We start from the raw sequence: 23,570 nt of genomic DNA on the forward strand, positions 1-23,570 counted from the left end.
ATAATAATTTTTCAAAACATTATTTTTTATCCGCGTTATTTTCTTTTGAATCAGGAGCTTTAACTCATTCCTCAAAGCGAGCAATAAATGGTCGCGTTTAGTTTTCTTAGGTATTTTTTAAAAAAGAAAAAATAGTCATTTACTATAAATTAGTTCAATATGCAAATTAAGTATATATTTCTTATGTATGATTTTTGTTGTAAAAAATTATTTTAATGTTGTTTTTATAAGCATTTTACTTAGTTTTTATAACCTTTTATTAAGAATATGTTTGTTAATATTAAATATTTTGTTTTATTAATTATTTTTCAAGTAAAAAGGTAATAAATTTTTAGTTGCTTTTCTTTCAAAATTATTCAAATCTTTACCCACCTAACAAAACTTTATGCGCCCTTTTATCACCCTTTTTAACTAATAACTGATCATCAATTTTAATATCAATAGCAGCAATTGTTGCATATTTATTATTTTCTTTAAAAATAGTCGCCTCTTTTACTTGCAACGACATTAAATCTTGTAAGCCATCAATCGCACGATTACGAACTATTTGCGATATTGCATCGCCGACTAAAACAAAAGCTATAATTGAAGCCCCAATCTCAAAATACATATGTTGAAATTTATTATCAATCATCATATAATTCATTAATTGTTGATGACTAATTCCTTGAAATAAACCAATAATATGTTGCTTACCATATGGTGAATATTGCAACATCAAAACAATTAAATAAATACTATAGATAAATGCCACCAAAGACGACAAAATGATTAATGAATACATGCCGACTCGTCGTTGTTGAAACAATTCTTGATATCAGGCTTTATAAAAATTAAATCCTAAAATAAACTGGACAATACTCGCAAGCATTAATTGAATAATTGGATTACCAAAATATACTGCCAATGGATTTACTTTACCCATTGATATTCACATCGGAATAACTAATAAAATAGCAAAAACTGAGCGTAAAATTTCTTTGATTTCAAATCAACGATGTTGTTTATCAGTATGTGTTAAATGCATCTGATGACAAAGATTACTATTTGACTTGATCTTTCTTAATTTCATTATAACTCTACCTCTAAACTTAGTTTTTAAATATATTCAGTAATTTTTTCAAGAACAGCATCATAACCCATTTTACTAATACTTGATGTTTTAATAATGTCAATATCATTAATAATCAGCAATGTTTCTTTAATTATTTTTTCTTGCTTGCTAATATCATTTTTCTTTAGTTTATCTAACTTCGTAGTAACAATGAGAATATTAATATTTCGTTCTCGTAAAAAATTAAACATTAATAAATCATCCGCATTAGGAGTTCGTCTTAAATCTAATAATAAGATTGCTAACTTTAAATTTTTTCGCTCTAATAAATAAGTATCCATCATTTTAACAAATTGTTTTTTAATACTCTTACTTATTTTTGCAAAACCATAACCGGGGCAATCAACAAAACGAAATTCATTATTATTAATAGCAAAAAAATTAAGCATTTGTGTTTTACCAGGCGAACTAGACACCTTTGCTAATTGTTTATTGTTACATAAAGAATTAATAAATGTTGATTTTCCAACATTACTTCGTCCTAATAACAATACTTCACTAATCTCATCATCAATTCATTGTTCCTTATTAATAGCACCTTTAAGAAACACACTCTTAGTAATTTTCATTGTTTTCACCACTTTTATTTTCTAAAACTAAAAATGAAATAATTTTTAATTTTATTAAAATTTTACCTTGTGCTTAAAATTTTATCGTATAGAATAAAAATATGCAACTATTTAGTTTGTAAGGGTCGCGTTTAGTTTTCTTAGGTATTTTTTAAAAAAGAAAAAATAGTCATTTACTATAAATTATTTCAATATGCAAATTAAGTATATATTTCTTATGTATGATTTTTGTTGTAAAAAATTATTTTAATGTTGTTTTTATAAGCATTTTACTTAGTTTTTATAACCTTTTATTAAGAATATGTTTGTTAATATTAAATATTTTGTTTTATTAATTATTTTTCAAGTAAAAAGGTAATAAATTTTTAGTTGCTTTTCTTTCAAAATTATTCAAATCTTTACCCACCTAACAAAACTTTATGCGCCCATATTCTAATCGTAACTTGACCGCTTTTTTTGATTCAATCTTAAAGGAAAAACTCATCTCCGCTCCAATAAAAATAGACTCAACACTCAAAGAAAAATCATCCACATTCACGCAATCAATATTTTTAAACCCGAATATGTCCAGTACATCCCTATTGCCTTTTTTTAGAAGTGTTCTACAACCATGCTTTACAATCCAATCAGTACGGCTGTTTTTACCATACCATTCCCTTGCAATTTTTGTAACTAGATTAGGATGTGTTTTGGAAATATCATTTAAGTTATTGGCTACACTTTTACGAACATATAGTGAAGGATCATCTTTTAATTGTTCTAAAATATCAAAGATTGGGTAAGGGTTTTTTTGAAACTTGCTAATGATTGGCCTCAAGGTAATTGCGGGCGACAACCTTCGCTAGCAAGTCGTCGCACATGTTCATTCTCATGGTTAGACCAAGCGAGCATTTGTTGCATCATACGCTTTTCATGGTTTATGATAAATTGTCTCACTGCAAATTCAGAAGATGAGAATTTAGTATACCGTTCTAATGCAATTATTGACAAATTCCAATGCCCTTCATTCTGTCCGTAGATTTCAACAAAATCAGGGAAATACATTAAAGTAAAGTCATTAAACCCTACAGGATAATGAGCTATAATTTTATCAATAATTTCAAGTGCTTGTTCATAATCACTTGGCAAATACCTTCCTAAATTCATAGTAATTTTCCTCATACGAGCTTTCAGTTCTAACTTATCTCATGTTTCGTCTATAATGTCATTAATAAAATTATCAATCTTAAACAAAGGATATACAGCTCTAATTCTCAAAGCCAAATCTTGAATTGACTGGTAATTATACCTGTTTTTTAGTAGTTCGGGCATATATTTCTCCTTTTAAATCTTTTTAATAAAATTAAAAAATAAATAAAATCATTCATAATATTTTATCATTCTTTAACCTCCTTTTTGCATATAAAAAGCAATAAATTTTGGGTTATATTTATACGCCAACAAAAATTATGATAATATTTAAGAGTGAAAGAAGGGAATATGATGGCAACTTACAGTTTACAACTGAGTGAAGAAAATAAAAACCAAGTAATAACCTATTATGATGCCTATAAAGTACCTGTTAATAATCCTAACATTATTGCTAAATACAAATACCATAATATAACTATTTTATTATATCGTTCTTTAAAAATCGTTTTCCAAGGTGGTGATGAAGATGAAGTTAAAACACAATGAAACAAATGAAAACCAGAGATGATATTAAAAGAACAAATTAATATTATTGGCAGTGATGAATCAGGCGTTGGTGATTTTTTTGGTCCCTTAGTAGTAACAGCCTGTTATATTAAAGAAAAAGATTTAGCATTAATTAAATCATTAAAAATTCGTGATTCTAAAGTCTTATCAACAATACAAATTAATATTATCGCTAAACAATTAATCCAACAATTAGAATATAGTACTATCATCATTAATAACCGCCAATACAATAAGTTATATGAAACATATCAAAACAGTCATATTTTAAAAACCATTGGGCATCATCAAGTAATAAGAAAACTTGCCAATAAAGTTAACTGCAAAAAAGTAATTATTGACCAATTTGTTAACAAAAAAAAATATGAAGAATATTTAAAAATTCTTAATATTGCTGATAATGATTTAAAGTTATCATTTACAACCCACGCCGAAGATAAATTTCTTGCTGTCGGATGTGCTGCCATTATTAGTCGTTACTTCTTTTTAAAAAGTATTAAACAATTAGAACAAGAATATAACCGGATTTTTCCTTTGGGTGCTAGTACAATTGTTGACAAAGCCATTGCGAAAATAAAACAAGACGGTCTTGAAGATAAGGCAATTGACTTTGGAAAATTACATTTTATAAATTGAAAAAAAGTAATAAAATAAATTAGTAATAATAAATCTACTCATCAAGGAGGAAAAAAATGAATCCCAATATTCATAGTCTATTAAATAAATATGCTGATGACCATAACAAACTACAATTAGATTGCTATGTAATGTCTTCCGTTAGTAACACGCTTGGATTTCCCGGAGCAAGTACTTGATTTCAAATTCAAGCACAAGATGAAGTCTTACATACAAGAAAAATATATAATTATTTAATTGGTCGGGATGAAATACTTATTGTTAATCCAACCCAACCAGAAGCACATCATGAAAAAAGTTTATTAGAATTAATGGAAAAATATCTGACTTACAAACTGCAATTTATTGAAAAAACTAATACTCTAATTGCAACCTGTCAAGAAGCCAAAGATTTCCTAACAATTAAATTTCTTGACTGATTCCTAATTGATTTCTACGAAGAAGTTGAACTCGCAAAAACCTATATTGATAAGATTAAAATGTCTAATAATAACTATTATGGTATTGATAAGCACCTTGCTAAACGCGAAGAACCGGATACTCTAAAAGTTATCCTTCCCTATACTGACAAATAAAAACTACGCTATAGCGTAGTTTTTTTACTAATTAAACCTTTATTGTAATTTCGCTAAACGCCAATTTCTTTAACACGACATTAGCATCACCTAACATTCTTTTAGCAGTGATATTATTTTCGGTATTTTCATATTTATCTTCTTCATAAATAATGGTTTGAATTCCCGACTGAATAATTGCTTTTGCACATTCATTGCAAGGAAATAAACTAACATAAATAACACTATTTTCTAATTTAACTGTGGCACTTAAAATCGCATTCAATTCCGCATGAACAATATATGGATATTTTGTTTCTAAAAATTTTCCTGTCCGAGCTCAAGGATAGTTGTCATCATCTAAAAGTCGTGGTAAACCATTATAACCAGTAGCAATTATTTGCTGGCGGTCGTTAACAATACAAGCACCAACTTGCGTATTAGGGTCTTTACTCCTTAAAGCAGAAACTTTAGCAACACTCATAAAATATTGATCTCATGTTAAATAAGATAAGCGTTTTGACATCATCTATCTAAATATACCAGAAATATCTAATTTTTCCTGTGAAATTAAACCTAGCTTAACATAATCTTCAAGAATTGTATGAGTTCAACCATCTTCATCAGTAAAAAAACGATTATTAGTTAAATACAAAATTAATACCACTAACACTAATACTAAAACAACAACAACAGCAACACCGCGCTTTCATTCTCATGCTTGCTTAGTATAACCTAAAAAATAACTAATAAAAAAACTAACGAAAAAAGTCAAAACTAATGGCATTGCTAAACGGTCACCACTTGAAATAAATGTTACCAACATAAAAACTGTTGGTAAAATTAGTCTTCTGCGAACAACAAAAGCTGAAAAATCCTTTTTAGTAAAACTAAAAATATAAAGTGGTGGAATTACCATTCATGCTCAATATAAAGGTCCTGTTAAAATATTTGGTATCTTTTGCGACTTAAAATGATACATCGCACTAGCAACAACTGAATGAGTAAAGCCAACAATTACTGTTGTACAAAGAATAATTAACCCTAACTTTCATGGTTTATAAAATGACTCAACTAAACGAGCACAATAAAAAATAACTAAACACGATAAAAATAAATTAAACATATTGTCACCCGCTAATGGATAAACTATTCATCGCCAAAACTGACCAGCTTGAAAAATTAAATGTTTATAAGAACCACCTAACATTAATTGTGACTCAAATCCCCCATCAATTAAACTATTATCATTTTTTCCTTGCAAAATCTCACGAATTTGTGGCACAAAAAATGGCACTAAAATTGGTAATAGCAAGGGAATAAATGTAAACACATAAGCTAAAAATATATTTTGCTTAGTTGTTAAACTATGAAAATCCTTCATTCGTTTTTGCAATAACGAACCTTCTTTTAAATCATCACTAGTAATTGACTTCGGATCAAAAACTTCGTCATCATTACTAGGTTTTTCTTGAAAAGTAATGGTTTCAATTTGATCAATTTGTGAATAAATTGGTTTCAATTGCGCAACTAAAGTTTCTGGATTAACAAAAACAATCCCATCGTTATTACTAAAAAGCAATGGTTCATGAATAACTTTAGTTAATACAATTGTTAATACTTGTAATTTACTATGACTACTAGTAGCAATTTCTTTACGAAAACTATCAATATCTAACTGATTTTGTTTTAAATCTTTTGCCGATCACATCTCTGAATGATTAAAATAATCCAAAATCTTAATAACTTGATAACTCTTATTAAATAAATTAATTAAATATAAATTATGTTCTTTATTTCGCTTTCAGCGTCATTTCCGCTGATGAATTTGATATTTTTCAATTTGTTTAAAATACTCAACTAATTGCATTTTTAAAATATCAAATGTATTTCTTTCCATTGTCATACTCCCTTATTAGATAAAGCTTATCACTAAGTGATTAAAAACCTTATTGTAAACTATCTAACCTTGTTTTAAAAGATTCTGGTAATTCACAATTCAACTGCATTTTTTTACCACTAATAGGATGAATAAATGCAATCTCATGAGCATGTAAATATTGTTCATAAGGTTCATCTAAATCTTGTTTAATTCCATATAAATGATCTCCTAAAATAGGATGTTTAATAGAACTTAAGTGAACACGAATTTGATGTGTTCTTCCTGTTAATAACTCACATTCAAGAAAAGTAATATTACTTTCTAAAAATCTTTTAATAACATTAAATTTAGTTTGAGCTGGTTTACTATTTTTAAAAACAATCGCCATTCGTTTACGATTTTTAGGATCACGACCAATGGGACCATCAATAAAGCCATTCTCTTTATTAATAATACCACGAACAAGAGCAAAATACTTTCTAGTTAAAGATTTATTTTGTAACTGACTAGTTAACTTTTGATGAACAGAATTACATTTAGCAATAATAAGTAACCCTGTTGTATTTTTATCTAAACGATGGACAATACCTGGTCTTGCGATATCATTATCAGATAATTTAATATCTTTAGCTAATAAAATATTAACTAGTGTATTATCTCAATTACCAACTCCGGGATGAACAACAAGATTTTTTGGTTTATTTATTACCAATAAATACTCATCTTCATAAACAATATCTAAATCTTTTTCATCAAGATTTTCGCCTTGTCAAGATTTCTCTTCTTGAAAATTAATTATAATCACATCATCTTGCTTAACATTATAGTTATTAGTAATAATTTGATTATTAACAATAACTTTTTTATTAGTAATTAATTTTTGAATTTGACTACGAGAAAGTCCTCTAATTGCAGAAAATTTTAATTGCAAATACTTATCAATTCTTTTAATACTTGGTGTATCTTCAACAATAATAACTAATTTCTTTTCCATCTTATTGTTCTCAATAACTAGTTATTGGTGTTAAAATAATTGCAAAAATAATTACCATTGTTCCGCCAACCACAAACATATCGGCAATATTAAAAATTGAATATGGTGGAAATAATTGTCAAGAAAAATAATCAACAACACCTCATTCAACAATTTGATTTGAAAACCGATCACCAAAATTACTTAATGCACCCGCAACAATTAATGCTAAACCAATATTCATCATTGTTGTTTGGGCAAATAAAAATCCTACTAAAATTAATAAAATAATAATACTTTGCACAACAACCATTAATTGAGGATTTTCAGCACCAATTCCAAATGCCGCTCCTGTGTTATATACTAACTCTATTTGAATAAATCCTGGTAAAAAATTAACCATTTCATTTTCATTTAAATTATTAATAACAACATTTTTAATTACAAAATCAATTAAAATCAGAATAAAAATACCTATTAACAATAATAATTTTTTCTTTAAATTTCAAGTATAATTACTGAAATATTCCTTAACTGAATTTTTTCACTGTTTTAAATGACGATTCATTATTTATTTTCCTCTAATTTACTAATAACCTTTTGACAACGAGAACAAAGTTCATCCATCGTAACACTCACAATCATTCAACAACGAACACACTTATCACCAAGTTTTAATTTTACCGCAATTTTAGCCGTTGGATACTGAACACCCTCACTTAAATTATTAGTAACAATTAACTCACTAATAATAAACATTTGTCCTAAATTATTTATTGTTGCTAACTCTTGATAATTATCATTTAACTCCATAATAACTTGAGCTTGTAAAGACTTACCAATAATTCTTTCATTTCTTGCTAGTTCTAATGCCTTATTAACATCTTCGCGTAATTGTAAAAGTTTATATCCAATATTTTTAATTTCCTTAATATTTTCAAATGTTGGTAAGACAACCATATCCATTAAATGAATTGAAGATAATTTATTTGTTAACGGTAAATACTCATAAACTTCTTCACAAGTGTGAACTAAAATTGGTGCCAAATTAAACAATAGCGTTTGTAAAATATAATAAATTGTTGTTTGTACTTGTTTTCGACGCATACTATTTGCTTCTTCAATATACAAAATATCTTTAGTAAAATCAAGATAAAATGCTGAAAGGCTATTAACAATAAAATTATTTGTTAATACATATACTTCATTAAAATCATAATTATTATATGCTACTTGGGTTGCTTGATGATATTCTTGAGTTTTAACTAATAAATACTGATCAACTATTTCATACTCTTTAACAATATGTTCTAATTTAAAATCAAATAAATTTCCTAACATAAAACGCATTGTATTACGAATCTTACGATAGGTTTCACTAACTTGTTTTAAAATATCATTACCAATTTTCATTTCATCAGTATAATCAACTGATGAAACCCATAATCGTAAAATATCACTGCCATAAGTATTACATACTTCCAAAGGGTCAACAACATTACCTAATGATTTTGACATTTTTTTACCTTTTTCATCATTAATAAAGCCGTGAATAATTACTTGTTCATAAGGAGCTCGTTTTAATGGACTAATAACACCCGTAGTTAATGAAGAATTAAATCATCCCCGAAACTGATCACTGCCTTCTAAATAAAGATCCACAGGATATTTTCAATGCTTTTGTTGCCACAAGTTTCAATGCGAAATTCCACTATCAAATCAAACATCCATAATATCAGTTTCTTTACGAAACTTACCATTAGGGGCTTGATGATGCACATAATTTTTTGGCAATAACTTATCTAATGATCAACTTCATCAAATTGCTGTTCCATATTGCGCAATTAAATCACGAAAATGTTTAATTAATGCCACATCATAAATCGGTTCATTATCTTCACCATATAAAATAGTAATCGGTACTCCCCATAATCTTTGACGCGAAATACATCAATCATCACGATGCATAATCATCTGACGCATTCTTTCTTGCCCTCAAACTGGTAAATATTTAACTTGATTAATTTGTTCCAATAATTGTGATTTAATCGCACTAATAGCAACAAACCATTGTTCAGTTGCACGATAAATAATTGGCTTTTTAGTCCTTCAATCATGAGGATAAGAATGCTTAATAAAAGATAAAGCTAATAATCTATTGTCAGCTTTTAATCTGGTAGTAATAATTTTATTAGTATCTTCATAAAATTTACCATATAATTGTTCATCATTAATTATATCAGTAAAATAACCAGCATCATCAACACTAACAATTGGAGCAGTATTATTTTGTTGACCAATAATAAAATCATCAACGCCAAAACCACAAGCAGTATGAACTAATGCTGTCCCCTCAGTTAAAGTAATATGATGTCCTAAAACTACTTTATTAATAATATTGCTATATAACGGATGAAAATAAGTAATACCAACTAAATTAGCTCCAATTAATTGTTTAATAACTTTAACATCTAATAACTGACATTGTTCACTAACTTTTGCTAATAATTCCTTAGCAACGACCAATTTACCTTGGTTGGAGTTAATAACAACATATTCAATATCTTTACCAACAGCAATAAATTGATTACTAGTTAATGTTCACGGTGTTGTCGTTCATACTACTAATCGTACATCATTATCTAAAACACCATTACCAGCTTTCAAATCACAAGCAACAAAAATACTTGGTGATGTCTTTTCCATATATTCTACTTCTGCTTCAGCTAACGCTGTCTGACTACTTGGTGACCAATATACAGGTTTTAATCCCCGATAAATAAGCTTTTGTTCAATCATCATTATTAAAAAATCAATTTGATAACCTTCATATGTGGGAACACAAGTAATATATTCATCATTAGGAATATTTAATAACCCTAAACGAGCAAATTGTTGCTTTTGAATTGCTATTTGCTCTTGAGCATATTCATAACACTTATTACGAAATAAAACTGGATCTGATTTTTTTCACTCAATATTTAACTTAGTAACTGCGGTTTCAATTGGTAATCCATGTGTATCTCAACCAAATAATAATGGTGCATAATAACCATTAAAACTACGATTTCGCACAATAATATCTTTTAAAATTTTATTCAAAGCATGACCAACATGAATACTACCATTAGCATAAGGTGGTCCATCATGTAAAATAAACTTTTTACCAAATTCATTTTTCAATAAAATTTGTGACCATAATTGTTCTTTTTGCCACTTTTGCTGATAATGCAGTTCTTTATCTTTTAAATTAGCTCGCATTTCAAACATAGTTTGTGGCATTAACAAAGTACTTTTTCAATCACGCATCTACAATTCTCCTTTTTTTAAGAAATTCTCTTACTAACCTTAATAAACATCCAAAATCTAGTTTATTGACGACAAAATGTCTAACAACTGAAACAATAATATCACATTTATTAGCGACATTAAAACCTTCCCTAAATGAATTTATCGTGCACAACTAAGCAATCATTAGATAATCATTTCACAATAAATTATAACACTAACCTAAAATAACAAAAAGTAGAAGGTAAATATTGGTCGCGTTTAGTTTTCTTAGGTATTGCTTTGAAGAAGTAAAACAATCAGCTAATTATATTATTTAATTACTAAACTAACCCTGCCTTTCTTGTTATTGTCATTTTTATTCATTACTATTCTATCATATTATTGAATTTTTGCACAATAAAAAATTATTAATTATTATTAAATTTTCACTAATATGCTGAATTATACTTGTAAGTGCAAGTAAATAAAATTGCAAAAGATTTCATATGCTGAATTATACTTGTAAGTGCAAGTAAATAAAATTGCAAAAGATTTCATATAAAAATTTCATGATGCTAAGTTTATTTTAGAAAAAGTAAATTTAAGGAGTTTTTATATGGGATACAAACATCTTGGCATAGATGAAAGAATTTATATTGAGAATCAATTGAAATTTAAAGTAAAAATTAGTGAAATAGCTAAAAATCTTAATCGAAGTATTAGTACTATTAATCGAGAAGTTAATAGAAATAAAGATAATAATCATTATTTTTCATTAATTGCACAAAATAAAGCAGAAAATAGAAAACAATTACATGTTTATTTTCATAAATTTAAAAATAGAGAATTAGTAAAATATGTACAACAAAAATTATTATTAGGTTGATCGCCTGAACAAATTTATGGCAGAATTAAAAATTTTCATCAAGAATGAATTATTAGTTTTAAAACAATTTACAATTGAATTTATTCTGGATTACTTGAAAAGGTTACTAGTAAAAATTTAAGAAGAAAAGGTAAGAAACGAAAATCTCAAGAAAATCGGGGTAAATTTAATGGTAAATCCATTAAAGAACGAAATGTTAATAATCGCATAACTCTTGGCCATTGAGAAGGTGATACTGTAGTATCATCACGAGGTAAAAGTAAATCATGTTTAATAACTTTAGTTGAAAGAACATCAAGATTTACTTTAGCAATATTAGTTGAAAATAGAACTACTAAAGTTATTAACAAAAATATTAGTCATTATTTATCAATTCTTCCAAATAATCTTGTTAAGACTATAACATTTGATAGGGGTAAAGAATTTGCTAATTGACAACAACTTGAAAAAAATTTAAATGTGAAAATTTATTTTGCTGATGCATATTCACCTTGACAAAGAGGTACTAATGAAAATACTAATGGTTTAATTAGAGAAAAATTTCCTAAAAAATTTAATTTTTCAAACACTACTAAAAATGCAGTTCATAAATTTATATTGTCTTTAAACCAAAGACCAAGAAAAATACTAAATTATCTTTCGCCAATCGAATATTTGGTTAGAAAAATAATTTAGTTGCACTTAACTTTACAATTTGGCATTAAATTAAATTTTCTTTTTTCTTTAATAGACTTGGTACATAACCTTTAATTTTATCTACTATTTTGATAATTATTTTTTAGATGAAATACAAATGTTAGATAAATACAAAGATAAAAATGAATTTTATAGTTTAGTCGGCATAAAATGTTATAGTTATGTACCAAGTCTAATAAAAGATAAAGATATGCAAGAAAAATTATTTTTAGATATTTATAATATTTATGTTAAGGGTTTTGAAAATAAACAAATTATTTTTTCTGATGTTATTAATGATTATTCTAAAAAATTAAATCGGAAACGAAAATTTTTAACTTTTAATATTGATGAATTAAATTTTGGTCGCGTTTAGTTTTCTTAGGTATTTTTTAAAAAAGAAAAAATAGTCATTTACTATAAATTATTTCAATATGCAAATTAAGTATATATTTCTTATGTATGATTTTTGTTGTAAAAAATTATTTTAATGTTGTTTTTATAAGCATTTTACTTAGTTTTTATAACCTTTTATTAAGAATATGTTTGTTAATATTAAATATTTTGTTTTATTAATTATTTTTCAAGTAAAAAGGTAATAAATTTTTAGTTGCTTTTCTTTCAAAATTATTCAAATCTTTACCCACCTAACAAAACTTTATGCGCCCATTATTTTTAAGTGATTTGCATTTTTAAGTGATTAATGTTAATATTTTTAGGAACAATTTAAAATTTTCATTCACTTATTCTGAACTGGATATGCTAGTTTTAACCAGTAGCAACCCTTTTATTTTTAAAAGAAGGTGCTTCTAGCAGGGTAAATACCAACAATAAGGGAAGGATTATATCTAAAATATAAAACCTTCTTTTTAGTTAAAGAAGGTTTTATATTATTTAAATAAATATTAATGGAGGAAAGCATGAGAAAAATATTATTTACTAGTGAATCTGTTAGTGAGGGACATCCTGATAAGATTTGTGATCAAATAGCTGATGCTATTTTGGATGCTTGTTTAAAACAAGACCCGCGAACAAGACTAGCTTGTGAAGTGTTTATTACTACTAATATGGTTATTATTGGTGGCGAAATTAAATCATTAGCAATTGTAAATTATGAAGCGATTGCTAGAAAAGTTATTTGTGATATTGGTTATATTGATGAAAAAATTGGTATTAATGGTAATACTTGTCATATTCAAGTATTAATTCATAGTCAGTCACAAGATATTATTCGTGGTGTGGAACATAATCATCAATTAGCAGCAGGTGATCAAGGAATTATTTTTGGTTATGCTACTAATGAAACTAAAACTTATATGCCGTTAGCCATTCAAATTGCCCATGATTTAGTACATTTGGCTTCTTCTTTAAGAAAAAATCAACAATTTAAAGATGCTCGTCCTGATATGAAATCACAAGTAACGATTGATTATACTGATTGGTTACAACCTAAAATTGATACGATTTTAATGTCAATTCAACATCATCCTGATTATAATGAAAGTGAATTTAAAACATATATTCATCAAAAAATTATGTTAGTTATTGCTAAGAAATATAATTTAAATTTTGATTTTAAATTTTTGATTAATCCGACAGGAAGATTTGTTGTTGGTGGACCTTATGGCGATACGGGATTAACAGGAAGAAAAATTATTGTGGATACTTATGGTGGATATGCTCGTAGTGGTGGTGGTGCCTTTTCTGGTAAAGATGCTACTAAGGTTGATCGGGCCGCTGCTTATATGGCAAGAAAAGTCGCTAAACATATTGTTGCTTTAAATTGGGCTGATAAATGTGAAATTCAATTGGCATATGCTATTGGTATGAAAGATCCGATTGCTATTTATGTTGAAACATTTAATACTGAAAAGATTGCTCTTAATATAATTAGTGGTGCTATTAGTGCTGTTTTTGATTTTTCGATGCAAGGAATGATTGATTGTTTGCAGTTAATGCAACCGATTTATCAAAAAACTGCCGTTTATGGTCATTTTGGTAAAGATGATAATTTTAGTTGAGAAAAATTGGATTATTTAGAACAATTAAAAGATTATGTTAAAGATAAGTAAAAATGAGAATAACTAGTTATTCTCATTTTTGAAATTTAAATTATTTTCTAATATTTTTTTATTGGACGCATAAAGTTTTGTTAGGTAGGAAAATATTTGAATAAGTATTAAGACAGTCAGCAGTGATTGTCTTTTTATTTTATGAGGTGTTAAAATTTTGTTCTTTGAAAATTAAATACAAGTGAATTAATAATGTTGGTATGTATTAAAGCACGATAAATTGTGGGTGGTCGCCATAACCGAAAGAAGTTTACCAGTTGATAGATAACACCCTATTAGCTATAGCAATTTGTTTCATTTTGCAATAAAAAAATGAATGGGTGGATTTCCTAAAAATATACACGCTATTAAATTAGTTCCAAGGGTAGGATGCGGATATTAAAGTGTAGAAATTTCTATATAGGGGTATGCTAAGTTTAAAATTATTAAAATCTTTATCTAATTAAAAAACAAAATTTAATAACAAAGCTTGTTAAACACTTAAATCTGCGATATATAAGTGTTTAAAAAACTAAGTTAACTAACTTAGTTAATATAACTTAGTTTATCTATAAGAAAGGTAACTTACTATGAAAAACATTGAAAACATTTTCTTAAATACTAAGAAATATCTTTTGCTGAATTATACTTGTAAGTGCAAGTAAATAAAATTGCAAAAGATTTCATATAAAAATTTCATGATGCTAAGTTTATTTTAGAAAAAGTAAATTTAAGGAGTTTTTATATGGGATACAAACATCTTGGCATAGATGAAAGAATTTATATTGAGAATCAATTGAAATTTAAAGTAAAAATTAGTGAAATAGCTAAAAATCTTAATCGAAGTATTAGTACTATTAATCGAGAAGTTAATAGAAATAAAGATAATAATCATTATTTTTCATTAATTGCACAAAATAAAGCAGAAAATAGAAAACAATTACATGTTTATTTTCATAAATTTAAAAATAGAGAATTAGTAAAATATGTACAACAAAAATTATTATTAGGTTGATCGCCTGAACAAATTTATGGCAGAATTAAAAATTTTCATCAAGAATGAATTATTAGTTTTAAAACAATTTACAATTGAATTTATTCTGGATTACTTGAAAAGGTTACTAGTAAAAATTTAAGAAGAAAAGGTAAGAAACGAAAATCTCAAGAAAATCGGGGTAAATTTAATGGTAAATCCATTAAAGAACGAAATGTTAATAATCGCATAACTCTTGGCCATTGAGAAGGTGATACTGTAGTATCATCACGAGGTAAAAGTAAATCATGTTTAATAACTTTAGTTGAAAGAACATCAAGATTTACTTTAGCAATATTAGTTGAAAATAGAACTACTAAAGTTATTAACAAAAATATTAGTCATTATTTATCAATTCTTCCAAATAATCTTGTTAAGACTATAACATTTGATAGGGGTAAAGAATTTGCTAATTGACAACAACTTGAAAAAAATTTAAATGTGAAAATTTATTTTGCTGATGCATATTCACCTTGACAAAGAGGTACTAATGAAAATACTAATGGTTTAATTAGAGAAAAATTTCCTAAAAAATTTAATTTTTCAAACACTACTAAAAATGCAGTTCATAAATTTATATTGTCTGCTGAATTATACTTGTAAGTGCAAGTAAATAAAATTGCAAAAGATTTCATATAAAAATTTCATGATGCTAAGTTTATTTTAGAAAAAGTAAATTTAAGGAGTTTTTATATGGGATACAAACATCTTGGCATAGATGAAAGAATTTATATTGAGAATCAATTGAAATTTAAAGTAAAAATTAGTGAAATAGCTAAAAATCTTAATCGAAGTATTAGTACTATTAATCGAGAAGTTAATAGAAATAAAGATAATAATCATTATTTTTCATTAATTGCACAAAATAAAGCAGAAAATAGAAAACAATTACATGTTTATTTTCATAAATTTAAAAATAGAGAATTAGTAAAATATGTACAACAAAAATTATTATTAGGTTGATCGCCTGAACAAATTTATGGCAGAATTAAAAATTTTCATCAAGAATGAATTATTAGTTTGCTGAATTATACTTGTAAGTGCAAGTAAATAAAATTGCAAAAGATTTCATATAAAAATTTCATGATGCTAAGTTTATTTTAGAAAAAGTAAATTTAAGGAGTTTTTATATGGGATACAAACATCTTGGCATAGATGAAAGAATTTATATTGAGAATCAATTGAAATTTAAAGTAAAAATTAGTGAAATAGCTAAAAATCTTAATCGAAGTATTAGTACTATTAATCGAGAAGTTAATAGAAATAAAGATAATAATCATTATTTTTCATTAATTGCACAAAATAAAGCAGAAAATAGAAAACAATTACATGTTTATTTTCATAAATTTAAAAATAGAGAATTAGTAAAATATGTACAACAAAAATTATTATTAGGTTGATCGCCTGAACAAATTTATGGCAGAATTAAAAATTTTCATCAAGAATGAATTATTAGTTTTAAAACAATTTACAATTGAATTTATTCTGGATTACTTGAAAAGGTTACTAGTAAAAATTTAAGAAGAAAAGGTAAGAAACGAAAATCTCAAGAAAATCGGGGTAAATTTAATGGTAAATCCATTAAAGAACGAAATGTTAATAATCGCATAACTCTTGGCCATTGAGAAGGTGATACTGTAGTATCATCACGAGGTAAAAGTAAATCATGTTTAATAACTTTAGTTGAAAGAACATCAAGATTTACTTTAGCAATATTAGTTGAAAATAGAACTACTAAAGTTATTAACAAAAATATTAGTCATTATTTATCAATTCTTCCAAATAATCTTGTTAAGACTATAACATTTGATAGGGGTAAAGAATTTGCTAATTGACAACAACTTGAAAAAAATTTAAATGTGAAAATTTATTTTGCTGATGCATATTCACCTTGACAAAGAGGTACTAATGAAAATACTAATGGTTTAATTAGAGAAAAATTTCCTAAAAAATTTAATTTTTCAAACACTACTAAAAATGCAGTTCATAAATTTATATTGTCTTTAAACCAAAGACCAAGAAAAATACTAAATTATCTTTCGCCAATCGAATATTTGGTTAGAAAAATAATTTAGTTGCACTTAACTTTACAATTTGGCAATATTCTTTTAAGTTTTAATATACCCAACTTTCTGGCATTAAAATGTTGGTTGTCCAATTAATGAACCAATTACTAAAAATACTATTGATAATACCATAATAACTATTAACAAAGGTCAAAGTCCTTTTAATAATGAACCATATGAAATATGTGAGAGAGCAATAGCTCCCATAACAACACCAGAAGTTGGGGTTACTAAATTAACAATTCCTGATGCTAAACTAAAACTAGTAATTGCTCCTGATGTTAAACCGACACCTAATGCAGGAGCAATAATACTAAAAACTGCTGTTGCAAAACCACTAGCAGAAGGAATTAAAAATGATAAGGGAACAAATAAAAAATATAAAATTAAAGGAATAGCTCATTGTGGTAAATTAACAATACTATTTTTAATTCCCGCAATCATAATTTCTTGCATTCCTGTGCGTTGTAAAATTACTGTAATTCCACCAGCTAATGCAATTACTAAACAAACAGATAAAATAGCAGAGCTTCCTTGTAAAATATCATTAACTAACATTTGTTCTGATTTTCAATTAACAAAACCAATAATAATTGTCGCAATTAAAAAGAACGAAGAAACTTCTAATAAACCACCTACACCAACTCCCGGAATAAATTTGGTTATATATGGCACTTCAGTATTAATTGTTTTCCCAAATTCTTTAAAAATACTAATACCAAATTCACTTCAAGCAATTAAATAAAAAATCATTACTACAAATGCTAAAGCAAACAGGATTAATGAAACAATTCTTCGCTTTGTTAATGGCACTTCTAAAATTGATTTTTTAAAAATTTTTTGATGTTCACTATGCATTGAAAAAACAACTGAATTACGGTTATCTTTTTTAACACGATAAGCATAAAGCATTACAAAACCAATCGCCACCGTTGTCATCACAATTCAAATTATAACTCTTCAAACTATTCCTGTAGTTACTGCTAACTTACCAACAATTCCACCATCTATTGCAGCCTGAACAGCAGTACCAATTAAAAATGGATTAATAATTGAACCTAAAACACCAATCCCAGCTCCTAACAAAATAATTAATAATCCCGTAAAAGCATCAAATCCCGCAGCTAAAATAATTGGTAAAATTAAAGCATAAAATCCTAATGTCTCTTCTGCCATCCCATATGTTGTTCCTGAAACGGAAAAGAAAATCATTAAAATAGGAATTAACCACAACTCCTTATTTTTTAAATTAGAAATTAACTTGCCAATCAAAGCATCTAAAGCTTGAGTTTTCATCATCACATTAACAAAAGCCCCTAAAATTAATACAAAGATAATAATTGATGCCCGACCTTTATTAGTAAAACTTTCCATCGGAACTCAAAAAATATCAATAATTCCTGCTGGCGTTTTAGCAACCGCCGGAATTCAAGATAAAAAAACTAAAATAATAATAATTAAAAATAAAATGGTAAATGCCGTTGGCATTTTAAATTTAAATCACTTTTTCATATCGCTAATCAACCATTGCCACTAACAAAACTCATCTAATAATATTAATTTCTAAGAATTTTCCCAGTTCAAAGCTAAATTGATATTTACTATCCTTCATAATTTGTATCCCTTTCTAATTTCACATATTTGCATATATTTTAGCACAAAAAAACAACAAGAATTAACTTGTTGCTTCTCATAATATTTAATTTAACAAAGAAAAAGACTATTTTTTATAAACTGAAACTTTCGTTCTCTTTTTACCATAGCGTTCATATTTAACAACACCGTTAATTAAAGAAAACAAAGTATCATCGCCACCACGACCAACACTATTTCCAGGATGAATCTTAGTTCCCCGTTGACGATAAATAATCATCCCCGTCTTCGCTAATTGTCCATCACTTAACTTAGTACCTAATCGTTTAGAATGTGATTCACGACCATTACGACTAGAACCAACACCTTTTTTAGAAGCAAAGAATTGAATATCTAACTTAAATCTCATCATAATAATTATATCTCCTTAATTTCTATATTTTGTGGATATTGCTCAGCAATAGTTTGTAACTGATAAACCATTGTATTCAACACAATTTGATTAACAGCTTCCACTTCTAAAACCTTAATAATAATATCATCCTTAACCGAAATACTAATACTATCTTGACACTGCCGATCTAATGCATTTAAAGTTCCAAAAACAACAGCACTAATCGCACTACAAACAATATCTTGACCCTTTGCTTTAAAACCAGAATGACCACTAACAATTACTTGATAATAATTATTTTGCTGTCTTTGAATCTGAACCCGAACCATTATTACTATCACTAATTTCTGCTGTCGGCACCGCTTTTGACTTAGTTTCAACAACTTTAGAAACCTTTTTTGCTCCATCTAATAAAATATCAATAATTTTTACTTGTGTATATGGTTGACGATGACCATACTTAGTTTTACTATTTTTTTTCGGTTTATAAGTAAAAACCACAATCTTTTTTTCTTTACCTTGTTTAATTATTTGACCAACAACCTTAGCATTTGGTACAAGCGGTCGACCAATGTTACCATCAATCATTAAAACCTTATCAAACTCAACAACATCGCCAGCATCACCAACGATTTTTTCAATTCAAATTACTTGTTCCTTTTCAACACTTAGTTGCTTGCCACCAGTTAAAATAATAGCAGACATATATACATACCCTCCAGCTTAGACTCGCCAATTTAGGTGAGATTAAACTACTTATAACCTATTTCGTGCGGTTGAAACCGTTTAAAGTTATCACAAATTAATATTGCAATACTTACAACATTAATAATTATAACCTAAAATAAATATTTTCGGTAGCAAAATATGTAAATTGGTCGCGTTTAGTTTTCTTAGGTATTTTTTAAAAAAGAAAAAATAGTCATTTACTATAAATTATTTCAATATGCAAATTAAGTATATATTTCTTATGTATGATTTTTGTTGTAAAAAATTATTTTAATGTTGTTTTTATAAGCATTTTACTTAGTTTTTATAACCTTTTATTAAGAATATGTTTGTTAATATTAAATATTTTGTTTTATTAATTATTTTTCAAGTAAAAAGGTAATAAATTTTTAGTTGCTTTTCTTTCAAAATTATTCAAATCTTTACCCACCTAACAAAACTTTATGCGCCCATGTAAATTTTTTTATGCCCTAATCTTCATTATTACTTATGACAAGGCCTAAATCTGCTAAAGGTATTTCATCTAAAAAATATTTTACATTATTTTGATTTAAAAATTCTTTAACAAGACCATACCTTTTGTGATTAAACCACTCATTTCAAACGCTGAATTATACTTGTAAGTGCAAGTAAATAAAATTGCAAAAGATTTCATATAAAAATTTCATGATGCTAAGTTTATTTTAGAAAAAGTAAATTTAAGGAGTTTTTATATGGGATACAAACATCTTGGCATAGATGAAAGAATTTATATTGAGAATCAATTGAAATTTAAAGTAAAAATTAGTGAAATAGCTAAAAATCTTAATCGAAGTATTAGTACTATTAATCGAGAAGTTAATAGAAATAAAGATAATAATCATTATTTTTCATTAATTGCACAAAATAAAGCAGAAAATAGAAAACAATTACATGTTTATTTTCATAAATTTAAAAATAGAGAATTAGTAAAATATGTACAACAAAAATTATTATTAGGTTGATCGCCTGAACAAATTTATGGCAGAATTAAAAATTTTCATCAAGAATGAATTATTAGTTTTAAAACAATTTACAATTGAATTTATTCTGGATTACTTGAAAAGGTTACTAGTAAAAATTTAAGAAGACAAGGTAAGAAACGAAAATCTCAAGAAAATCGGGGTAAATTTAATGGTAAATCCATTAAAGAACGAAATGTTAATAATCGCATAACTCTTGGCCATTGAGAAGGTGATACTGTAGTATCATCACGAGGTAAAAGTAAATCATGTTTAATAACTTTAGTTGAAAGAACATCAAGATTTACTTTAGCAATATTAGTTGAAAATAGAACTACTAAAGTTATTAACAAAAATATTAGTCATTATTTATCAATTCTTCCAAATAATCTTGTTAAGACTATAACATTTGATAGGGGTAAAGAATTTGCTAATTGACAACAACTTGAAAAAAATTTAAATGTGAAAATTTATTTTGCTGATGCATATTCACCTTGACAAAGAGGTACTAATGAAAATACTAATGGTTTAATTAGAGAAAAATTTCCTAAAAAATTTAATTTTTCAAACACTACTAAAAATGCAGTTCATAAATTTATATTGTCTTTAAACCAAAGACCAAGAAAAATACTAAATTATCTTTCGCCAATCGAATATTTGGTTAGAAAAATAATTTAGTTGCACTTAACTTTACAATTTGGCTTTTTAAAAAATACCTAAGAAAACTAAACGCGACCTCGCAATTATATTATTGTTTTCTTCTTTTACAAGATAGTTTTCATAACTGTAATAATGATTATCTAATAAATATTGTTCTTGAAAGAAAAGAATATCGCTAACTTTATTTTGTGGTAAAAATAACAAGGTATCTTTACTAGCAAATACATTATAAATTAATGTTGCAATTTGCTGTAAATTTTCTAAACTCTCATTTTTCTTTGCTTTTCTAATCATTTATATCCCTCGTTCATACAATTTTATTACACAAAAATTTATTAAATAACTTTGTTATCTTGATTTTTAGTTCATAAGAACGCAAGAGCAATAATCGCAATAATCGCACAAGCATAGAAATAATAAAAGACATTGTCTCAATTACCATTACCAGCAATTCCCGCAACAACTGGTTTTGACATCACAGCATCTCCAAAATATCCAAATAATCCTGTAAGTCCTGAAGCTGTGGCCGCGGCTTTTTTATTCGTTAATTCAATTGCTGTTGCTCCAATCATTGCCTGTGGCATATAGACACCAAAACCAGCAACAATTATAGCAGTAATTAATACGGCGATATTACCTCTAGGAGCATTTTGAAAGATAACTAGACCACCGATACCAATAATTAATCCAAAAATCATTAATGGTGCTTTCCGATTTTGAAATAAATATCTAGCACCATAGGCTGCAAATATTCCACCAGCAATTCCTGACCATTCAAAAAATGACCACAATCATTTACTATCTTTTAACTTAATACCATGCATTTCATCGGCAATTTTTATTGCTCACGAAGACATTCCTTGTCGTAAAACATAAACTCAAATATTTGCAAATGCTAAAATTCAAACATATTTATTTTTTAAAATATATTTAACAAAAATTTCTTTGATTTTTAATTCTGTTTTTTCTTTAGCATGTTCAGTTATTCCTTTTCATTTTTCAACAGTTGGTAATCCTTCGGCCTCAGGTCGGTCTCGCAAACCTCAAAAAACCAAAGGTAAAAAAATTAAAGCAATAATACTAGGTACTCAGTAATATAACCCATAAATTGTACCACCTGGGTCAATTAATTCAATTAAAGGAATAATAATTAGTGGAGCAAAAGCGGCTCCTAATCCTTGTCCGGAATTTCAAATCGCAAGTCGTGGTGATCGTTCTTTATCAGTAAATCAATGTGCCATCATTCTCGCAGTAGCTGGTCAGCCCATACCTTGAAATATTCCTAATGCTGTTAAAATAATAATCATTACCACTAATGGAGCAACCGTAATTTGACCATTACCAATTTGAATAACACCACCTAAAGCAATATTTAAGATGGCTGAAACTAGTAATCCCATCGTCATCACAATTCTTCCTGAACTACGATCAGCAAAACCACCAATAATAAACTTACTACATCCATAAGTAATTGAAAAAAACATTCCCATTAATGCATAATTATATGTACTTAACCCTCCAGTTTCCATTAAATGACTACCAGTTATATCAACTGATTTTCGAGTAAAGTAATACATCATATAACCTAAAATTGATACAATAAATACTTGATTTCTTAAAAAATTAAACTTTTTATTAACAGTTTTTAAATCACTACTAAACGGCTCTTTAGCAGCCGGTGGTTTAAATATATTTTTCATTATTATCTCTTTCCATTTTCATTATTTTTTATTTCTTAGATTTTACTTTTAGAATATTATGTCTCATCTCCTCAATTTCTGCGATTTCATGAACATCATTAAAAAGA

22 protein-coding genes, 1 pseudogene and 1 other annotated feature are annotated in these 23,570 nt (G+C 26.9%); of the genes and pseudogenes, 9 read left to right on the forward strand and 14 right to left on the reverse strand.

The genetic code is table 4. The features are described from left to right. Nucleotides 1-364 precede the first annotated feature (364 nt). From ACFEL5_RS02410 to ACFEL5_RS02420, 3 genes and pseudogenes are all read right to left on the reverse strand, one after another. Nucleotides 365-1,072, reverse strand: a complete 708-nt coding sequence (locus tag ACFEL5_RS02410; RefSeq protein WP_375315605.1) for a hypothetical protein — start codon at nt 1,070-1,072, stop codon at nt 365-367. 26 nt (nt 1,073-1,098) lie between these two features. After that, nucleotides 1,099-1,683: a ribosome biogenesis GTP-binding protein YihA/YsxC gene (gene yihA, locus ACFEL5_RS02415; RefSeq protein WP_342189407.1), complete on the reverse strand. Its 585-nt coding sequence runs from the start codon at nt 1,681-1,683 to the stop codon at nt 1,099-1,101. 427 nt (nt 1,684-2,110) lie between these two features. Then, nucleotides 2,111-2,994, reverse strand: a pseudogene (locus tag ACFEL5_RS02420) (DNA alkylation repair protein); the annotation flags it as partial. Nucleotides 2,995-3,162: 168 nt separating this feature from the next. On the opposite strand from ACFEL5_RS02420, the gene rnhC reads away from it, so the two are divergent. Then, nucleotides 3,163-4,035: a ribonuclease HIII gene (gene rnhC, locus ACFEL5_RS02425; RefSeq protein ID WP_375315606.1), complete on the forward strand. Its 873-nt coding sequence runs from the start codon at nt 3,163-3,165 to the stop codon at nt 4,033-4,035. Nucleotides 4,036-4,073: 38 nt separating this feature from the next. Next, nucleotides 4,074-4,592: a ferritin-like domain-containing protein gene (locus ACFEL5_RS02430; protein WP_338966731.1), complete on the forward strand. Its 519-nt coding sequence runs from the start codon at nt 4,074-4,076 to the stop codon at nt 4,590-4,592. Nucleotides 4,593-4,623: 31 nt separating this feature from the next. On the opposite strand, the gene ACFEL5_RS02435 is transcribed toward ACFEL5_RS02430, so the two are convergent. Genes ACFEL5_RS02435 through ileS form a run of 5 tightly spaced genes read right to left on the reverse strand, consistent with a single transcriptional unit; the run spans nt 4,624 to nt 10,735 of the window. Next, the gene (locus tag ACFEL5_RS02435) at nt 4,624-5,100 is read right to left on the reverse strand and encodes a deoxycytidylate deaminase (protein WP_375315607.1); all 477 of its coding nucleotides are present in this window, start codon (nt 5,098-5,100) and stop codon (nt 4,624-4,626) included. Beyond that, on the reverse strand, nt 5,101-6,471 hold the full coding sequence (locus tag ACFEL5_RS02440) for a hypothetical protein (protein ID WP_375315608.1): 1,371 nt from the start codon (nt 6,469-6,471) through the stop codon (nt 5,101-5,103). It lies immediately after the preceding gene. A 49-nt stretch (nt 6,472-6,520) separates the two neighbouring features. Next, nucleotides 6,521-7,447, reverse strand: coding sequence for an RluA family pseudouridine synthase (locus ACFEL5_RS02445; protein WP_375315609.1), 927 nt, complete (start codon nt 7,445-7,447; stop codon nt 6,521-6,523). Nucleotide 7,448: 1 nt separating this feature from the next. Further along, nucleotides 7,449-7,994, reverse strand: coding sequence for a signal peptidase II (gene lspA / locus ACFEL5_RS02450; protein ID WP_342189436.1), 546 nt, complete (start codon nt 7,992-7,994; stop codon nt 7,449-7,451). Further along, the gene (gene ileS / locus ACFEL5_RS02455; protein ID WP_375315610.1) at nt 7,994-10,735 is read right to left on the reverse strand and encodes an isoleucine--tRNA ligase; all 2,742 of its coding nucleotides are present in this window, start codon (nt 10,733-10,735) and stop codon (nt 7,994-7,996) included. Before ileS ends, lspA begins: the two co-directional genes overlap by 1 nt. 577 nt (nt 10,736-11,312) lie before the next feature. Here ileS and ACFEL5_RS02460 point away from each other — a divergent pair. The 6 genes from ACFEL5_RS02460 (at nt 11,313) to ACFEL5_RS02485 (ending at nt 17,416) form a co-directional block, all read left to right on the forward strand. Continuing rightward, complete coding sequence (locus ACFEL5_RS02460) at nt 11,313-12,257, forward strand: IS30 family transposase (RefSeq protein WP_338966716.1); 945 nt, start codon at nt 11,313-11,315, stop codon at nt 12,255-12,257. A 118-nt stretch (nt 12,258-12,375) separates the two neighbouring features. After that, nucleotides 12,376-12,633 carry a hypothetical protein gene (locus ACFEL5_RS02465; protein WP_375315611.1) on the forward strand — a complete coding sequence of 86 codons (258 nt, stop codon included), beginning with the start codon at nt 12,376-12,378 and terminating at the stop codon, nt 12,631-12,633. Between the two features lie 532 nt (nt 12,634-13,165). Next, nucleotides 13,166-14,329 (forward strand): methionine adenosyltransferase, encoded by a 1,164-nt coding sequence (gene metK, locus ACFEL5_RS02470; protein WP_375315612.1) that lies wholly within the window; start codon nt 13,166-13,168, stop codon nt 14,327-14,329. A 724-nt stretch (nt 14,330-15,053) separates the two neighbouring features. Further along, nucleotides 15,054-15,944, forward strand: a complete 891-nt coding sequence (locus ACFEL5_RS02475; protein ID WP_375315579.1) for an IS30 family transposase — start codon at nt 15,054-15,056, stop codon at nt 15,942-15,944. A gap of 90 nt (nt 15,945-16,034) precedes the next feature. Next, nucleotides 16,035-16,391 carry a helix-turn-helix domain-containing protein gene (locus ACFEL5_RS02480; RefSeq protein WP_342277956.1) on the forward strand — a complete coding sequence of 119 codons (357 nt, stop codon included), beginning with the start codon at nt 16,035-16,037 and terminating at the stop codon, nt 16,389-16,391. Between the two features lie 80 nt (nt 16,392-16,471). Further along, complete coding sequence (locus ACFEL5_RS02485; RefSeq protein ID WP_338966716.1) at nt 16,472-17,416, forward strand: IS30 family transposase; 945 nt, start codon at nt 16,472-16,474, stop codon at nt 17,414-17,416. 63 nt (nt 17,417-17,479) lie between these two features. Here ACFEL5_RS02485 and ACFEL5_RS02490 read toward each other — a convergent pair whose 3' ends face one another. From ACFEL5_RS02490 to rplU, 4 genes are all read right to left on the reverse strand, one after another. Beyond that, entirely contained in the window at nt 17,480-18,919 is a 1,440-nt protein-coding gene (locus tag ACFEL5_RS02490; protein ID WP_338968833.1) for a YfcC family protein, read from the reverse strand. A 208-nt stretch (nt 18,920-19,127) separates the two neighbouring features. Further along, nucleotides 19,128-19,409: a 50S ribosomal protein L27 gene (rpmA, locus tag ACFEL5_RS02495; RefSeq protein WP_338968963.1), complete on the reverse strand. Its 282-nt coding sequence runs from the start codon at nt 19,407-19,409 to the stop codon at nt 19,128-19,130. An 8-nt stretch (nt 19,410-19,417) separates the two neighbouring features. After that, a complete protein-coding gene (locus tag ACFEL5_RS02500) occupies nt 19,418-19,723 on the reverse strand; it encodes a ribosomal-processing cysteine protease Prp (RefSeq protein ID WP_338968835.1) in 306 nt (101 codons plus the stop codon). Beyond that, nucleotides 19,689-20,099, reverse strand: a complete 411-nt coding sequence (gene rplU, locus ACFEL5_RS02505; RefSeq protein ID WP_375315613.1) for a 50S ribosomal protein L21 — start codon at nt 20,097-20,099, stop codon at nt 19,689-19,691. Before rplU ends, ACFEL5_RS02500 begins: the two co-directional genes overlap by 35 nt. A 10-nt stretch (nt 20,100-20,109) precedes the next feature. Then, nucleotides 20,110-20,182: a sequence feature (ribosomal protein L21 leader region), on the reverse strand. A gap of 654 nt (nt 20,183-20,836) precedes the next feature. Between rplU and ACFEL5_RS02510 the strand changes: the two genes are divergently transcribed. After that, nucleotides 20,837-21,781 carry an IS30 family transposase gene (locus ACFEL5_RS02510; RefSeq protein WP_375315093.1) on the forward strand — a complete coding sequence of 315 codons (945 nt, stop codon included), beginning with the start codon at nt 20,837-20,839 and terminating at the stop codon, nt 21,779-21,781. Nucleotides 21,782-21,808: 27 nt separating this feature from the next. Here ACFEL5_RS02510 and ACFEL5_RS02515 read toward each other — a convergent pair whose 3' ends face one another. Both ACFEL5_RS02515 and ACFEL5_RS02520 read right to left on the reverse strand, forming a co-directional pair. Further along, nucleotides 21,809-22,057 carry a hypothetical protein gene (locus ACFEL5_RS02515; protein ID WP_375315614.1) on the reverse strand — a complete coding sequence of 83 codons (249 nt, stop codon included), beginning with the start codon at nt 22,055-22,057 and terminating at the stop codon, nt 21,809-21,811. Between the two features lie 41 nt (nt 22,058-22,098). Then, on the reverse strand, nt 22,099-23,463 hold the full coding sequence (locus ACFEL5_RS02520) for an MFS transporter (protein WP_342189908.1): 1,365 nt from the start codon (nt 23,461-23,463) through the stop codon (nt 22,099-22,101). Between the last annotated feature and the right edge of the window lie 107 nt (nt 23,464-23,570).

The organism is Spiroplasma endosymbiont of Tipula paludosa (assembly GCF_964264785.1).
Classification (GTDB): domain Bacteria; phylum Bacillota_I; class Bacilli_A; order Mycoplasmatales; family Nriv7; genus Nriv7.